The 15537-nt window shown below is 73.3% G+C and carries 14 protein-coding genes; 3 read left to right on the plus strand and 11 right to left on the minus strand.

Annotation, left to right across the window (positions count from 1 at the left end; all coding sequences use genetic code 11):
- Nucleotides 1–5: 5 nt before the first annotated feature.
- From ABZ818_RS00145 to ABZ818_RS00165, 5 genes are all read right to left on the minus strand, one after another.
- The gene (locus ABZ818_RS00145) at nt 6–1343 is read right to left on the minus strand and encodes an ABC transporter substrate-binding protein (protein WP_361408347.1); all 1338 of its coding nucleotides are present in this window, start codon (nt 1341–1343) and stop codon (nt 6–8) included.
- A 58-nt stretch (nt 1344–1401) separates the two neighbouring features.
- Nucleotides 1402–2613, minus strand: a complete 1212-nt coding sequence (locus ABZ818_RS00150) for an ROK family transcriptional regulator (RefSeq protein WP_361408349.1) — start codon at nt 2611–2613, stop codon at nt 1402–1404.
- Nucleotides 2614–2783: 170 nt separating this feature from the next.
- Nucleotides 2784–3053 (minus strand): Uma2 family endonuclease, encoded by a 270-nt coding sequence (locus ABZ818_RS00155; RefSeq protein ID WP_361408351.1) that lies wholly within the window; start codon nt 3051–3053, stop codon nt 2784–2786.
- Nucleotides 3050–3406, minus strand: a complete 357-nt coding sequence (locus ABZ818_RS00160) for a hypothetical protein (RefSeq protein ID WP_361408354.1) — start codon at nt 3404–3406, stop codon at nt 3050–3052. Before ABZ818_RS00160 ends, ABZ818_RS00155 begins: the two co-directional genes overlap by 4 nt.
- A gap of 211 nt (nt 3407–3617) precedes the next feature.
- The gene (locus tag ABZ818_RS00165) at nt 3618–4709 is read right to left on the minus strand and encodes a mechanosensitive ion channel family protein (protein ID WP_361408357.1); all 1092 of its coding nucleotides are present in this window, start codon (nt 4707–4709) and stop codon (nt 3618–3620) included.
- 334 nt (nt 4710–5043) lie between these two features.
- Here ABZ818_RS00165 and ABZ818_RS00170 point away from each other — a divergent pair, with 334 nt between their 5' ends.
- Nucleotides 5044–5580, plus strand: a complete 537-nt coding sequence (locus ABZ818_RS00170) for an HNH endonuclease (RefSeq protein WP_141360845.1) — start codon at nt 5044–5046, stop codon at nt 5578–5580.
- A gap of 138 nt (nt 5581–5718) precedes the next feature.
- Here ABZ818_RS00170 and ABZ818_RS00175 read toward each other — a convergent pair whose 3' ends face one another.
- The 6 genes from ABZ818_RS00175 to ABZ818_RS00200 all read right to left on the minus strand — a co-directional run bounded on the left by ABZ818_RS00175 (nt 5719) and on the right by ABZ818_RS00200 (nt 12652).
- Nucleotides 5719–6108 carry a GntR family transcriptional regulator gene (locus tag ABZ818_RS00175; protein ID WP_361408361.1) on the minus strand — a complete coding sequence of 130 codons (390 nt, stop codon included), beginning with the start codon at nt 6106–6108 and terminating at the stop codon, nt 5719–5721.
- The gene (locus tag ABZ818_RS00180; RefSeq protein ID WP_361408364.1) at nt 6105–6863 is read right to left on the minus strand and encodes a hypothetical protein; all 759 of its coding nucleotides are present in this window, start codon (nt 6861–6863) and stop codon (nt 6105–6107) included. The genes ABZ818_RS00175 and ABZ818_RS00180 overlap by 4 nt, the downstream gene beginning before the upstream one ends.
- Nucleotides 6864–6950: 87 nt before the next feature.
- The gene (locus ABZ818_RS00185; protein ID WP_361408367.1) at nt 6951–8306 is read right to left on the minus strand and encodes an ABC transporter permease; all 1356 of its coding nucleotides are present in this window, start codon (nt 8304–8306) and stop codon (nt 6951–6953) included.
- Entirely contained in the window at nt 8303–8992 is a 690-nt protein-coding gene (locus ABZ818_RS00190) for an ABC transporter ATP-binding protein (RefSeq protein WP_361408370.1), read from the minus strand. Before ABZ818_RS00190 ends, ABZ818_RS00185 begins: the two co-directional genes overlap by 4 nt.
- Nucleotides 8989–9531: a PadR family transcriptional regulator gene (locus tag ABZ818_RS00195; protein WP_361408373.1), complete on the minus strand. Its 543-nt coding sequence runs from the start codon at nt 9529–9531 to the stop codon at nt 8989–8991. The genes ABZ818_RS00190 and ABZ818_RS00195 overlap by 4 nt, the downstream gene beginning before the upstream one ends.
- Before the next feature lie 103 nt (nt 9532–9634).
- Nucleotides 9635–12652 carry a beta-N-acetylglucosaminidase domain-containing protein gene (locus ABZ818_RS00200; protein WP_361409554.1) on the minus strand — a complete coding sequence of 1006 codons (3018 nt, stop codon included), beginning with the start codon at nt 12650–12652 and terminating at the stop codon, nt 9635–9637.
- A 256-nt stretch (nt 12653–12908) separates the two neighbouring features.
- Between ABZ818_RS00200 and ABZ818_RS00205 the strand changes: the two genes are divergently transcribed.
- Together ABZ818_RS00205 and malQ are read left to right on the plus strand one after the other, a co-directional pair.
- A complete protein-coding gene (locus ABZ818_RS00205; protein ID WP_361408376.1) occupies nt 12909–13172 on the plus strand; it encodes a hypothetical protein in 264 nt (87 codons plus the stop codon).
- Nucleotides 13173–15452 carry a 4-alpha-glucanotransferase gene (gene malQ / locus ABZ818_RS00210; RefSeq protein WP_361408379.1) on the plus strand — a complete coding sequence of 760 codons (2280 nt, stop codon included), beginning with the start codon at nt 13173–13175 and terminating at the stop codon, nt 15450–15452. It begins immediately after the preceding gene.
- The last annotated feature ends 85 nt before the right edge of the window (nt 15453–15537 follow it).

Below are 15537 nucleotides of genomic sequence, written 5' to 3' on the forward strand. Positions count from 1 at the left end.
CGCGCCTACTTCGCCTGCGCGATGTCCGTGTCGATCTGCTGGGCCGTCCTGAGCAGCCCGGCCTTGAGATCCTTCGCCCTGCCGCTCTCGTAGTCGTAGCCGAACTGCTGGATCGACACCAGGTACTGGCCGCCGTTGACGGAGGCGGGCGTCGTGGTCGAGTACGGGTTGGCGGCGATGTCCAGGAAGGTCTTGAAGCGCGGGTCGTACTTCAGCTTCGGGGACTTCAGCGCGGCCAGCGTGGAGGGCACGTTGTGGATGTCGTTGGCGAAGCCGACCACCGCGTCGGTGTCCGTGGTGATGTACTTCACCAGCTCCCAGGCCGCGTTCTGCCTCTTGCTGGTGGCGGCGATGCCGGCGATGGTGCCGGTGATGTAGCCCTTGCCGTACTGGTCGGTTTGGTCGTCGGGGACGGGCAGCGGGGCGACGCCGATCTCGAACTTCGGCTTGGCCTCCTCGGCCATGCCCAGCCGCCACTCGCCGTCGAGCTGCATGGCCACCTGGCCGGTGTGGAAGGGGTGCTTGGGGCCCCACTCGTCGCCGAGGGTGGCGCGGTACTTCTCCAGCTTCCGGTAGCCGCCGAGTTCGTCCACGAGCCGCTTCTGAAGGGTGAAGCCCTTCTCGAACGCGGGGTCCTTCGCCAGGTTCGACTTGCCGCTGGAGTCGAAGTACGACGGGGAGAACTGCGCGAAGTAGTGCTCGGTCGTCGACTCCCAGCCGTGGTAGTCCGGCATGAAGCCCAGCTGCCGGTAGCCGTCGCCCTGGGGGATCGTCAGCTTCTTGGCGTCGGCCTCGAACTCGGACCAGGTCCTCGGGGCGTTCTCGATGCCGGCGGCGGCGAAGGCGTCCTTGTTGTAGTAGAGGCCGTAGGCGTCGCCCAGCAGCGGCACCGTGCAGCGCCTGCCGTCGAACTGGGTGTACTCGTTCATCGCCTTGGGGAAGGTCTTCTCCGGGTCCGTGCCCGTCTTCTCGAAGAACGGGTTGAGATCGACCAGCGCGCCCGAGGAGCAGAACTTCCCGACGTTGTTGGTGGTGAAGGAGGAGATCACGTCGGGCGCCTTGTCGCCGCCGGTGCGCAGCGCCTGGTTGATCTTGTCGTCGGTCATGTTGCCGACGACGTTGACGCGGATGTTGGGGTGCGCCTTCCGGAAGCCGTCGATCAGCGACGTGACGGCCTTCACCTCGCTCGGATCGCTCCAGGCGTGCCAGAAGTTGATGGTCGTGTCCTTCGACGCGTCGTCGTTCGCGCCGGAGCTCGGCTGACCGGTGCAGGCGGTGGCGAGCAGTGCCATGGCGGCGGAGGCAGCGAGGGCGAGGGCCGCTTTCCGGGGTACTTCGGGCATGGCTGGATCTCCCTGGGACGGGCGGGCGGTGAGGGAAAACGCGGGGCGGGTACGGCGGTCAGCGCGAGGTGTCGAAGACCTCGTCGCGGGTGGTCGCGAGCGCGCTCTCCAACGCGCCGCGCAGCACGGGGTGTTCACGGACGTCGCCGACCACCAGGCGGGGCCGGGAGGCGGCCAGTTCCTCCAGTTCGGCCTGGACCAGGGCGCGCAGCACCTCGCCGCCGGCGGTGAGCGAGGCGCCGCTGAGGACGACGAGTTCGGGGTCGAGGACGGAGACCAGGGAGGCGAGACCGGTCGCGAGCCGGGTCGCGTACGTCGTCAGGAGCGTGCGGTGGGGGCCGGTGGCGTGGTCGGCGGCGCGGGCGACGAGTTCGGCGGCGGCCTCGGCGGAGGATCCCGTGGGCAGGTCCTCGATGCCCAGCTCGCGGGCCAGTTCCGGCAGCGCCTGCGAGCCGGCCAGTTCCTGGTAGCCGCCGCTGTTGGCCCTGGTCACCTGGCGGACCAGCGGGGTGCCCGGCACCGGCAGGAAGCCGACCTCGCCGGCGCCCCCGGTCCAGCCGCGGTGCAGCCGGCCGCCGAGCACCAGGGCGGCGCCGAGGCCCTCCTGGTTCCACAGCAGCACGAAGTCCCGGTGGCCGCGGGCCGCGCCGAGCCGCTGCTCGGCCATGGCCACGAGGTTGACGTCGTTCTCGTATTCCACCGGCATCGGCAGGGCGGCGGCGAGTTCGTCGAGCAGGGTGGCGGAGTGCCAGCCGGGCAGATGGGAGGCGTAGCGCAGCCGGCCGGTGTTGGGGTCGAAGGCGCCGGGGGTGCCGATGACCAGCCGGTGCACGTCGCCGGGGGCCAGTCCCGCCGCCTTCACCGCGCCGTCGAGGGCGTCGGTGACCTGCCGTACGACGGGCTGGGACGGGCGCCGGCCGGGGGTCGGCAGCTCGTACTCGCCGACGGTGCGGCCGGTGATGTCGGCGACGGCGGCGCGGATGCGGAGGGGGTTGACGTCCAGACCGGCGGCGTGGGCGGCGGTCGGATCGACCGCGTACAGCTGGGCGTTGGGGCCGGGGCGTCCCTCGCTGGTCCCTGTGGCGAGGACCAGCCCGGCGGCCTCCAGGCGGGCCAGGAGCTGGGAGGCGGTCGGCTTGGACAGGCCGGTCAGCTTGCCGATCCTGGTGCGCGACAGCGGCCCGTGCTCCAGCAGGAGGTCCAGGGCAGCGCGGTCGTTCATGGCGCGCAGGACCCGCGGGGTGCCCGGCGTGCCGGCGGTTCCTGACATACGTGTCGGCACCTGCCCTCCCCTGGAGATCACTGTTAGGAAAGTTTCCTATTTGGGTGGGAGGAAGGTATGCCCGGGGTGAAGCGAACGTCAAGAGAAAAGCGCCCCCGGGCAACGGAGTCGTTACCTGCGGGGGCGGCGAAGGTGCGCGCCGCGGGAGCCCGGTCCGGTCAGTCCCTGAGGAACGGTGCCGTGTCCAGCGTGGGGTACGGCGCCGGGAGGGGGAGCGGAGCGCCGAGGTCGACCTTGGCCTCGCCGTCGTAGTACGCCTTGGTGGGGTCCTCGGCGGGGAGTACGGGGGTGGTGTAGCAGTGGGCGGTCCGGGTCTCGCGGTTGACCAGGACGTAGACGGAGACGCCCGCGGCGGCGTAGGTGCGGAGCTTGGGGCCGGTGTCCGTCCAGTGGCTGCTCGAAGTCACCTCGCCGACGAGGGCGATCATGTCGACGGGGTACCAGCCCTTGTGGGTCCTGCGGTAGGACTCGTCGAGTTCGGAGGGGCCTTGCGTCGCCGGACGTAGAAGTCCGGAATGAGCAGGGCCATGGTGCCGCCGTCCTTGTTGGCGGCGCGATAACCGTTGCCCATGCCCGCCAGTTCGAACCCGGCGTTGAAGAACTGGACCGCGAGCTTGAAGGCGCCGTCGTTGTGGTTGTCGTTCGGCTGGGGCGCCACGATGACCGTCCCCTCGATGTACTCCGGCCGAATCGGCATCGGCGACGCCTCTTCGATCGCGTTCAACAGGTCGATGGGGTCCACCTGCGTCATCACCGGCTCCATGATCGGTTCGGCGCTCATCGCTGATCTCCTTGTCGCGCGTGTCGGGCTACGCCCGCGCCGGGTGCCCCGGCAGAACGATGGGGCCTGCGGGGCGCGTCGCACGGTGGAATCCGCGCCCCATCACTCGAACGAGTGTGCTGAACCGTTCCGTCCCTCTTCCGTACACGCGAGAGGCGGCGCCCGGGGGTTTCCGGGTGCCGCCTCTTTTCGCCGTGGGGGCGCGGTGGTGCTACTTCGACAGGGACGGCGGTGGGATCGGTGAGGCCGCCAGGGACTGCGGGGAGGTGGTGCTGGCGAATGCCGAGGGGGCCGACATGCCCGCCGTCGGGTCGGCTGCCGCCTCTTCCGCCGGGAAGGTCGCGTCGCCCACGATCCGGATGCCGGCCGCGTCGAAGGCGCGCTTGATGCGCCAGCGCAGCTCCCGCTCGACGCTCACCGACTTGCCCGGCATGGTCTTGGCGGTGACGCGCACCACCATGGAGTCGATCAGCACGCTGTCCAGGCCGAGCACCTCGATCGGGCTCCACAGGAGCTCGTTCCAGGGCTCCTCCTTGCTCATCCGCTCGGCGACCTCCTCGAGGGTGGCCTTCACCCTGTCCAGGTCCTCGTCCGTCCTGACGGTGACGTCGACGCCGGCCGTGGCCCAGCCCTGGGAGAGGTTGCCGATGCGCTTGATCTCGCCGTTGCGGACGTACCAGATCTCGCCGTTCGCCCCGCGCAGCTTGGTCACGCGCAGTCCGACCTCGATCACCTCGCCGGCGGCGACGCCCGCGTCGATCGAGTCGCCGACGCCGTACTGGTCCTCCAGGATCATGAAGACGCCGGAGAGGAAGTCGGTGACCAGGTTGCGGGCGCCGAAACCGATCGCCACACCGGCCACACCGGCCGAGGCCAGCAGGGGCGCCAGGTTGATCTCGAAGGTGGCCAGCACCATCAGCGCCGCGGTGCCCAGGATCAGGAAGCTCGTCACCGAGCGCAGCACCGAGCCGATCGCCTGCGAGCGCTGCCGGCGGCGCTCGGCGTTGACCAGCAGCCCGCCCAGTGCGGTGCCGTCCACCGCCTGGGCGGTCCGGGCCATGCGGTCTATGACCTTGGTGATCGCCCGCCGGACCACGCCTCTCAGCACCGCCGCGATCACCAGGATCAGCAGGATCTTCAGGCCGATGGCGAGCCACGTGGACCAGTTCTGCTCGACCCAGCTGGCCGCGTTCGTCGCGGTCTCGTGGGCGTCCTGGAACGTCGGGACCGTCAGGGCCGGCGACTCGGAGGGCGACGGCGACGGCGACGGACCGGCGACCGGCAGGACGGCGGGCAAGGACACGGCAGGTACCTCCAGGTGCAATCCGCCCTCCGGCACGGGGTCAATATCGACTGGGTCACGAAGCGATCACCGGACGGGCAGAACCACCACACTAACGGGGCAGGGTGTGTGGGTTCCCGTGAAGTTCGGGGAAGGGCGCATGGGAAGACGGTGACCACCGGCCTCTGATCAGGCCGTGTGAAGGGGCCGTGATCCGGGGGATGAATGAGGTGTGGTCGAAAACACTCCCAGCCCGTTACCGGGACATGGTGGCGCGTTCACCAGGCATGAGGGGAAACTGACTGCAGGCAGCCCCGGCGCGAGCCACGCGCCGCCGGCGTACAAGGAGGCATCCGTGCCGCATGTCCTGGTCCTCAACGCGTCGTACGAGCCCCTCGGCGTCGTACCGCTCCGCCGCGCGCTCGTCCTCGTCCTCGAGAACAAGGCAGTCTGCCTCGAGGAGTCCGGCGCCTATCTGCACAGCGCAACCGTCACCGTCCCCGCACCCAGCGTGGTCCGGCTCAAGCGTTTCGTACGGGTTCCCTACCGGGGGCCCGTTCCTCTGACCCGAAGGGCGCTGTTCGCGCGCGACGGGGGCCGGTGCATGTACTGCGGTGGCATCGCCACCAGCGTCGACCACGTCATCCCGCGCTCGCGCGGGGGCAAGCACGTCTGGGACAACGTGGTGGCCTCCTGCCGCCGCTGCAACCACGTCAAGGCCGACCGCCACCTGGTCGAGCTCGGCTGGCGCCTGCGCCACAAGCCGGCCCCGCCCACGGGCCTGGCCTGGCGCATCATCGGCACCGGGCATAGGGACCCGCGCTGGCTGCCCTACCTGCAGCCGTACGGCGCGGACGACGCCTTGGCCCGGATCGACGGCATCTCCGCCTGACGATTCCGGGCCTTCGCATTGCCCACGGCCACCCGCCCGGAGCGCGGTCCCCCACGGCCACCCGCCTGGGGATCACGCTCCGGACGCGGGTCGTGGGCGGCGCGCGTCACCGGCGGCCGGTCGCGAAGACCGGAACGGTCAGGTGGTGTCGAGGCTCGCCAGGGCGTGCCGGACGGCCGCGAGTGCCTCCTCGTCGCTGACGTCGAGCTGTCTGGCCGCGGCGGCGTAGGTGCCGGCGTACTCGTGGAGCTTCGCCTTGACGTCGGTGGCGGGTGCCGGGGCGATGACCTGCGTGCCGGAGCCCCGGCGGCTCCTGACGAGGCCCGCGGCCTCCAGTTCGCGGTAGGCGCGCACCACCGTGTTGTTGGCCAGTCCCAGGTCGGAGGCGAGCTGGCGCACGGACGGCAGCCTGTCGCCCATGCGCAGCCGGCCGACGGAGATCAGATCGGCCAGCTGCGCGCGGATCTGCTCGTAGGGCGGCACCGGGGAGGGGTGGACGACCCTGATGCTCACGTCGTTCGCGTTCACAGCCGCACCTTGACATAGGCCTGCGGGAGCAGCGAGACGCAGAGGCAGTGACCCGCGGTCACGGCGGAGACGAGGGCGGTGATGGCCAGCCCCCACAGCGCCGCCACTTTCATCACTCCTCCACAGGCCAGGCTCAGCACCACGACGCCCATCGTCAGGGAGACACCGAAAAGAGGCGCGCACACGAGTACACCCCACGCGCCGATCGCGGCCCGGACCCCGGTGAGACGCTGGTCGTCGCTTCCGGACCCGGCGGTGATACGGCGCAGGAGTAACGCGCCGACAACGGTACCCAGTGCGAGACCGCCGAGAGCGGGCCGCGCGTAGTGCGGGCCGGGCCACGGCGACAGCACCTGGGCCCCCGCCGGGCAGGTGACGGACAGCGCGTGCCCCGAGCGTCCCGCCTCGTCCGGCGAGGCCGTCGCCGCGGCGAAGACCAGCAGGACGAAGAGCACGGCGGCCTGCACGGTCAGCGCGACGGTCAGGGCACGGGGCACGTAGTCCCGGATCCGGCGCGGTGTCATGCTGGCGACGCGCAGCCGGCCGGGGCTCCGGCGGGCGAGCGCGTCCGCCGCGAAGGCGCTCGCCATGACGCACAGACCGAACACGGCGAACTTGTACAGCAGGTCCACGTCCGACTCGGAGCCATAGCTGACCAGCGCGTTCACCGTCAGTCCGGCCGCCGCGCCGGTCCACCGCACGAGGGTTTCGAGGCTCTGACGCCACGAGTCGCCGTTTTCTGTGGCAGCACGCATGCCGATCCCTGCTCTCCCGCAAGTGCATCAACTACTTAATACAATTCCGCGTGAATCAAACTGTGTCAAGCAGTTGATACGGAAGGCTCACGCGTACCGCAGCTCCGCGGGGCGGACCGAGCGCCGCAGCAGCGGCAGTGAGGCGGCCGCGGCCAGCAGACAGGTGGCGTACACGCCGGCGGGGACCAGGAGTGCCGTGTAGGGCACGGTCCCGGCGGCGAGGAGGGCGTACCAGAGGCCGATCGCCAGGCCGCCCGCGCCCGCCACGAGGACGGCCGGGGCCAGGGGCAGGGCGGTCTCCAGCAGGAGGGCCCGGGCGAGCACCCGCTGCGGTACTCCGGCGGCCACGTGCGCGGCCAGGGCCCGGCGGCGGGTGGCGACGGACTCGGCGGTGCCGACGGCGAGCGCGACGAGGACGACCGCGAGGGCGAGGGCGATGGCCGCGGCCGTGAGGTTCAGGCCCGTGACGTAGAAGGAGGCGTCCGCGGCGAAACCGTGCATGTCGTCCGCGGTCTCCAGCTCGGCGAGCAGCGCCTGCCGCACCCCCGTGTACCCGGTGCCGACCACCGTCACCATCAGCACCGCCGCATGCGTACGGGCCGCCGCCCACGGGTCGTCCCGCAGCCGCTCCGCCGCGATCAGCACCGCCGGGGAGCCGGTCCGGGCCGCGAGCAGCCGGCCGGTCAGTTGGGACAGGGCGCCCGTGAGCCACACCGCGCCCGCGCCGACGGCCAGGACCGCCGCGCACACGATGAGCGGAGCGGTCCCGGGGCCCGCGTAGTTGGAGTCCACGGAGGTACCGGCCACGGCCCCCAGCGCCACCACGCCCACGACCAGCAGTCCGCCCACGAACACCAGCGCCGGGCCACGCCCCGACCGCGTGTGGCTCCGCCGCACCCGGCCCAGCGGTGAGGCCACCACGCGGCGCAGCGCCAGCACCCCGGCCGCCGTGCCCAGCAACGGTACGACCACCGCGATCAGCGCCATCCCGGCCCAGGCCGACGCGGTCGGTCGCTCCCACACGGCCACCAGCACCCACGCCGCCCCGGCCGTGGCGAGCGCCGAGCCCAGCAGGCAGGCGAGCCCGGTCTCCAGTGCGGCGATCCGCCGCACCCGGCCCGGCTCCGCGCCCGCCAGCCGCAGCACGGCCGTCCGCCGGTCGCGGTGCACCGCGCCGATCCGGGCGCACTGCCCGAGGAACCCGAGCACGGGCACCAGCAGGAGCAGCAGCGTGACGATCACCCCGGAGCGCTCCCCGGGATGGTCGAGCAGGCCGTTGCCGAAGGAGAAGCGGTACTGCCCGTGCACCGAGGCCAGGACGGCGGCCGCCAGGCCCAGCCCCGTCGCGCACATCGCCCCCGCCGCCGTGAGCGCGATCCGCCACCACTCCCACCGGTCCGAACCCCGGACGAGCAGCCAGGCCAGCCGCAGATCGGTCCTCACGCGAGCACCCCCGACGCGACCGTCACGCCGTCCTGCAACCGCACCTCGCGGTCGGCGTACGCCGCCACCTGGGCGTCGTGCGTGATCAGCAGGACCGCCGTGCCCGCCTCCCGGGCGGCGTCCACCAGGGCCGTCATCACCTGCTCGCTCGCCAGCGAGTCCAGTGCCCCCGTCGGCTCGTCCGCGAACACCACCCTCGGGGTGGTCACCAACGCCCGTGCCAGCGCCACGCGTTGCGCCTGGCCTCCGCTCAACTCCCCGGGCCGCGCGGCCTCCTGCTCCCGCACGCCGAACCGCTCCAGCCATGCCCCCGCCCGCTCCTGGGCCGCCCCCCGCGCGGTCCCGGCCAGCATCAGCGGCAGTGCGACGTTGTCCACGGCGGTCAGCTCGGGGATCAACTGGCCGAACTGGAACACCACTCCGAAGTCGGTGCGGCGCAGCTCGCTCAGGCGCCGCTCCGGCAGCCTGTCGACGCGCTCCTCGCGGTACGTCACCGAGCCCGCGTCCGGCCGGACGATGCCCGCCAGGCAGTGCAGCAGCGTGGACTTCCCGCTGCCGCTGGCGCCGGTCACGGCGACGGTCTCGCCCTCGCGCAGCTCCAGGCACGCCCCGCGCAACGCCGAGGTCCTGCCATGGGACTTGACGAGGTCTCGGGCCACCAGAAGGGGCGCCGGAGGGTTGCTCATGCTCGGTCGACCTCCACGGTCAGAGCGGTCAAAGTGGTGAGCCGGGCCTGGGTGGTGGTCATCCAGCGCAGGTCGGCGTCGAGGTGGTTGAGGGCGTAGTCCGCCGAGAGCACGGTCGTCAGATTGGTGCCCGGGGCGGTCTTGACCGCCGTCAGCTCCCGCATCCGCTCCATGTGCGCGGCGCGTTGCGCGAGCAGATGGGCGGCGGGGTCGCCACCGGTGAGGATCGCCACGACGACCTTCGCGAAGATCTCGTTCGTCACGAAGGGCGCGGGAGGCGTGACCTGCCCGGCCCAGACGGCCACGTCCCGGGAGCCCTCGGCCGTGAGGCGGTACAGCGTGCGCTCCGGCCCGCCGTCGGAGTCGGTGCCCTCCACCTGGGCCAGTCCGTCGCGGACCAGCCGCTGCAGGGTCGTGTAGACCTGCCCGTAGGCCAGCGGGCGGGCTTGCGGGAAGTGTTCGTCGTGGCGTCGCTTCAGGTCGTAGCCATGGCTCGGCCCTCCTGCGAGCAGGCCCAGCAGGATGTGGCGGGTGCTCATGCGCTCAGTATGTACTGAGTACATGTACTGAGTGAATAGTGAGCCGAGTTTTTCGCCGGACGGTCTCGCCGGACATTCCGACCGTGTCGGCTGCCCGGTGGGCTCAGTCCGCGACCGCGTACGCCTCCACCGACCAGAGCGAATAGCCGTACTGGGTGGCTCGTTTGTCGCCCTGCACGCGGATGTAGCGGACGTCCCGCGCGTCCATGCGCAGGGTTTCACGGCCGCCGGTGCTGTTGCGGACGGTGGTGGCGGTGCGCCAGCGGCGGCCGTCGGCGGAGACCTGGACGCGGTAGGCGGAGGGGTGGGCGTCCTGCCAGTGGAGGGCGACCTTGCCCAGGCGCACCGGGTGCGGCAGCTCCACCTGCCACCAGGCGCCGTCGTCGACGGGGGAGGACCAGCGGGTGTCCGGGTTGCCGTCGATCGCGGCGGAGGCCGGGAAGTCGGGGGTCTCGTCGGCGGAGGAGCTCGGCGTACCGGTGCGGGCCAGGTCGGGGCCGGCGGTGCGCGGGAAGGCGCGGACCGTGAGGGTGCGGGTCACTCCGGCGAAGGTGACGCGGATGTCGTACGCGCGTGCGGGCGTGGCCGGTGGCACGGTCACCTCGACGGGGACGTCCACCGTGGTGCCGCGGGGCACGGTGAGCGAGGTGGCGGGGACACGGACCTTGATGCCCTTGGGGGCCTCCACGGTGACCTTGCCCTGCACGTCGGCCGGACGGCCGGAGGACAGCCGGGCGGTCAGCCGCTCCGTGCCGCCGATCTCCGCGTCGGCCTCGGCGCGCGGCAGCTCCAGCTCCGCGAGCGGGGTGTCGGCGAACCAGGGGACCAGGTGGCGCACCCGGGAGGGGTAGACGCCGGTCACACGGACGGCGTCGACGCGGGTGCCGGCCGGCGGGGGAGTGGGCTGCACAAGGGCCGGCGGGTGCCTCCAGACGCCCGGAGCCGGGGAGACCGGCGGCCAGAGGGCAGGCGGGTGCGTCACCGGGCCGCCCGGGGACGGGGACTGCGCGGTGTCCAGCTCCGTCGCGCCCCGCTCCGCCAGCGACCCCACCCGGCGCCAGCCCTGTCCGGGGACGTGGACCTCGACGTCACCGGTGGTTCCGGGGTCGCTGAGGACCGTCACGGCGGTGAGGGCGCGGGCGTGCGGGAAACGGATCGTGCGGCCGTCCGGCGCCCCGTCCGGGTCCTCGGCCGGCTCGTGCGTCAGGCCCGCCCAGGTCTCGTACTCCTGCCGCGCCCGGTCGAGGAAGGGGTCCAGTACGCCCTTGCCGACCGTCACATCGGCCTGCTTGGCCTCGGCCCGCAGCCGGTCCAGCGTCCGGTACGCGGTCCAGGCCCCCGCCGCGTCGCCCGCGCGCTGGGCGCGGAGCATGTCGAGCGCCGCCTCGCCCGCCTTGCCGTAGCGGGCCAACTGTGCGGACCACGGCGCGACTTCGTCCGCCAGAGTGCCCTTGCCGGCCAGTTCCCGCGGCAGGTCGCGCAGCACCGTCAAGGCGGCGCGCAGCCGCTGCTCGGCACGCTCGTTCGCGGCCCGGTCCGTCGTCGTGCGGGCGTGCCACAGGTCCGCGATCAGCGGGCGCAGATACGCCGACTCGGTGCCGCCGAGCACCGAGGACGCGTCGTTGCCGGCCAGGGCCGACAGCGCCTCGTGGCGCCGTGCGTCGCCCCCCGCGAGGTCGGCGATGGCCGCCCGCCAGGACTCCTCGGGACGGTAGTCGCGGGGGTTCCAGGCGTAGTCGGCCGCCGTGAACAGCGGGATGCGGGAGGCCTCCGCCTGCTCCATCGCGTTGGCCAGCAGGGCGGCCGAGCCGCTGGCGACGGCCGGTTCGCGCCCGGTGTACGGGCCGAGGAAGATGCGGTCCTCGGCGTAGTCGTTGACCGGGTAGTTGTCCATGGTGACCAGCGGATGCGCGAACGCGGCGCGGGCGTCGGCGAGTTCGTCGCCGGTGATGGTCCGCGGCACCACGCCCACCCCGGTCCAGGCGACGTGCACCGACGCGTCCAGCGCGGTCGCCAGCGCCCGCCGGTAGGGTGTCGCGCCGTCCTCGTAGAACTCCGTCGGCATCAGTGACAGCGGCGCCGCGTCCGGATGCCGTTCCGCCAGGTGGCGGGCGACCTCGTTGGCCACCCGCGCCTGCGCCCGTGCCGCCGCGTCCGGGCCGGAGCCGAAACGGGCCGGGTCCGCGCCGCAGTGCCACTCGCTGTAGCTGACGTTCTGGAACTGGAGCTGGAACGCCCGGAAACCGAGCTCCCACATCGCGTCCAGCTTGCGGGTCAGCGCCCGTACGTCGTCGTCCGAGGCGAAGCACAGCGACTGGCCCGGCGCCACCGCCCAGCCGAGCGTGACGTGGTTGGCGCTCGCCCGGTCGGCCAGCTCCCGGAAGGCGGCCCGCTGTATGGCCGGGTACGGCTCGCGCCAGCGCTCCTGGCGGTAGAGGTCGTCGCCCGGGGCGTACAGGTACCGGTTCTGCTTGGTGCGGCCCATGAAGTCCAGCTGGGCGAGCCGCTGCTGCTGCGTCCACGCGGTGCCGTAGAAGCCCTCGGTGGTGCCGCGCACGGCGGTGCCCGGCCAGTCCCGGACGGTCACCCCGGGGACGGTCCCGTCGGGGCGCAGCAGCTGTCGCAGCGTCTGCACGGCATGGAACAGACCGTCCTCGCCGGCGCCGGTGAGCGTCAGGGCGCCGCCGCCCGTGGCGATGAGGTAGCCGCCGGAGGGCAGCGCGTGCCGCGGGTCGCCGTGCGCCCGCTCCGTGTACGCGCGCACCACCAGGGCGCCCGCCGGAACCGGGTCCGTCACGGCGAGGTCCGTGACCGTCCGGGCCCCGGCCCCGTACAGCAGCGAGCGCAGCGCGCTCAGGGCGTACGGGTCCGCCTTCGCGTCGGTGACGAGGGCGACGTTCCGGTCGGCGACCTTCACCGCGCCGCCGGTCGTCCGCAGGGACTGCGGGCGCGGCCACACCGCGTGGCCGGAGGAGTCCGTGGCGGGGTGCTCCGGGTTCGCGGCCGGGAGGCCGGTGCCGGGGTCGGGGGCGGACGGCGCCGCGACGGCCGCGGGTGCGGCTCCCAGTGTTCCGGCCATGACGGCGAACGCGAGTGCGGCCGCGCTCTTCCCGTGCCCCATACCGCGCCGACGCCGCACGGCCCCTCCTCGTCGATCGGCCTTCGCCGGGCGAGCCGAAGGCAGTGTCGAAGAGTCCTGACCACACCATCCCTGCGGGAAGGTGTCAACGAGAGTGGCCGTTGTGCCGTGATTGCCCCAACCTGGTGGAGGGGAATGTGACCAGCGGCACGTAGGTCGTTCTCATACGTCTGCCGCGGCGAGCGCTGGGTAGGGCTGCGGTAATCCCCTTGATGCCGTACTCGACAAGGAGGCCCCCGTGGCCGCACCGGCACACCTTCTGCTCTCGGCCCTGTCCAAACACGTGGCGGAGCCGCCCGCCGACCACCTGCTGCCCGCCGACCCCGGCCTGAGCGTGTTCAGCGCGGAGGGTACCCGCGCCGACGTCCCGCTGACCAGCGAGCCGCCACTGCCCGACGCCGAGCCGCTGACCAGCGAGCCGCCGCTCGCCGAGGCCACCCCCCTGACCAGCGAATCGGTCGCCGAGTCGGCCGAACAGGACCCCTGTCGCGCGGAGTTGTAGATGACGGAACCGCGGCCGGACGAACCTCCCGGACCTCACCAACCTTCCGGAGCTCCCGGAGCTCCCGGAGCTCCCGGATCTCTCGGTGACGAGCTGACCCGGCTCGCCGCGCTGCACGGCGTCGCCGCCTCCTACAGCCCCTCCCCGGGCCGTACGGTCACCGCCTCCGCCACCGCGGTCGTCGCGGCCCTGGCCGCCCTGGACGTCGACGCGAGCACCCCCGCGGCCGCCCGCGCCGCGCTCACCGCCCGCGAACGGGAGCGGGACGAACGGCTGCTGCCGCCGACGGTGGTGTGCTGGCTGGGCGCCACGGACGATCCCGCGGACGGCCCCACCGGCGGCCCCGCGGACGGCCCCACCGGCGGCCCCGCGGGCGGCGGCCCCGCGGCCGAGTCGGACGCCGCGTGCCGGGCGGCCGCCCTCGCCGGGCTGCCGCCCGGCACGCGGCTGGACGTCGAGACCGAGTGGGGCGAGGCCCGCTCCTGGGTGCACGGCGTGGACGGGACGGACCGTGTGGACCGCCTTCCGCCGGGCGTCCACCGGCTGACCGCCACCGCCCCCGACGGCCGCACCGGGCAGGCGCACCTGATCGCCGCCCCGCCCCGGCTGCCCACCCCGGCGGGACGTTCGTACGGGCTGCTCGTCCAGCTGTACTCCCTCCTCTCCCACCGCTCCTGGGGCATGGGCGACCTCGGTGACCTCGCCGAGCTGAGCAGCTGGGCCGGACGGGCGCTGGGCGCCGGGTTCGTGCAGGTCAACCCGCTGCACGCGGGCGTGCCCGGACCACCCGCCGACCCGTCCCCCTACCGCCCCTCCTCGCGCCGCTTCCCCGACCCGGTGCACCTGCGCGTCGAGGACGTCCCGGAGTTCGCCTACGCCGAGGACCGAGAGCGGCTGCGGCCCCTGCTGGAGCGGGCCGGCCGGCTGCGCGCCGCCGTACTGGACGAGGGCGCGCTGATCGACCGGGACGCGGTGTGGGAGCTCAAGCGGGAGGCACTGGAGCTGGTGCGGCGGGTGCCGCTGGGACCCGGCCGCCGTGCCGCCTACGCCGACTTCCTCGCCGAGCAGGGCCGGGCCCTGGAGGACCACGCCACCTGGTACGCCCTCGCCGAGGTGCACGGCTCGGACTGGAGCCGGTGGCCCGAGGGGCTGCGGGACCCCCGCTCGACGGAGACGGCCCGCGCCCGCGCCGCGCTGGCGGACCGCGTCGACTTCCACTCCTGGCTCGCCTGGCTCACCGACGCCCAGCTCACCGCCGCCCAGCGCACGGCCCGCGAGGCGGGCATGGGGATCGGGATCGTGCACGACCTCGCCGTGGGCGTGCACCCCGGCGGGGCCGACGCCTGGGCGCAGCGGGACCACTTCGCGGCCGGCATGTCGGTCGGCGCACCGCCGGACGCCTTCAACGCGCGCGGCCAGGACTGGGGCCTGCCGCCCTGGCGCCCCGACCGCCTCGCCGCCTCCGGCTACGCGCCCTTCCGCCGACTGCTGCGAGCCCTGTTCCGCTACGCGGGCGCCCTGCGCATCGACCACGTCATGGGCCTGTTCCGGCTGTGGTGGATCCCGCGGGGCCTGCCGCCCACCGAGGGCACGTACGTCCGCTACGACGCCGAGGCCATGCTCGCCGTGCTGGTGCTGGAGGCCTCGCGGGCGGGCGCCGTGGTGATCGGCGAGGACCTGGGGACGGTGGAGCCCGGCGTGCGCGAGGCCCTGGACCGGCGCGGGGTGCTCGGCACCTCGGTGCTGTGGTTCGAACGGGACTGGGAGGGGTCGGGCCGCCCACTGCCCGCCGAACGCTGGCGCGCGGACTGCCTGGCCACCGCCACCACCCACGACCTGCCGTCCACCGCGGCCCGCCTCACCGGCGAACACGTCGAACTGCGCCACCGCCTCGGCCTGCTCACCCGCCCCCTGGAGGAGGAGCGCGCGGAGGCCGCCGCGGACACGAGCGAGTGGCTGGCCCTGCTGGCGGAGCTGGGCCTGCTGCGGGGCACGGACCACGGCGCCTCCTCGGAGGAGGCCGGGATCCAGGCCGTCCACCGCTTCCTGCTGCGCACCCCGGCCCGCATGATCGGCCTGTGGCTGCCGGACACGGTCGGCGACCGGCGTCCGCAGAACCTGCCCGGCACCTGGGACCAGTACCCGAACTGGCGCCTGCCCGTCGCCGACGCCGAGGGCCGCCCGGTGACCCTGGAGGACCTTGCCGCGTCCCCCCGGCTGCACGCCCTGACGGACGTGCTGCGGACGGACGCACGGGCGGCGCCGGGCGACACGGACTGAGCGCCGGGCCACTCACGCCGGTGCCGAACAGCGCGGATACGGCACCCCGGGCGCACGACCCGTTTCGGGGTTCGCTACGTTTGCA

Origin of the sequence: Streptomyces sp. NPDC047453, from assembly GCF_040643155.1 — a bacterium.
Classification (GTDB): Bacteria; Actinomycetota; Actinomycetes; order Streptomycetales; family Streptomycetaceae; genus Streptomyces.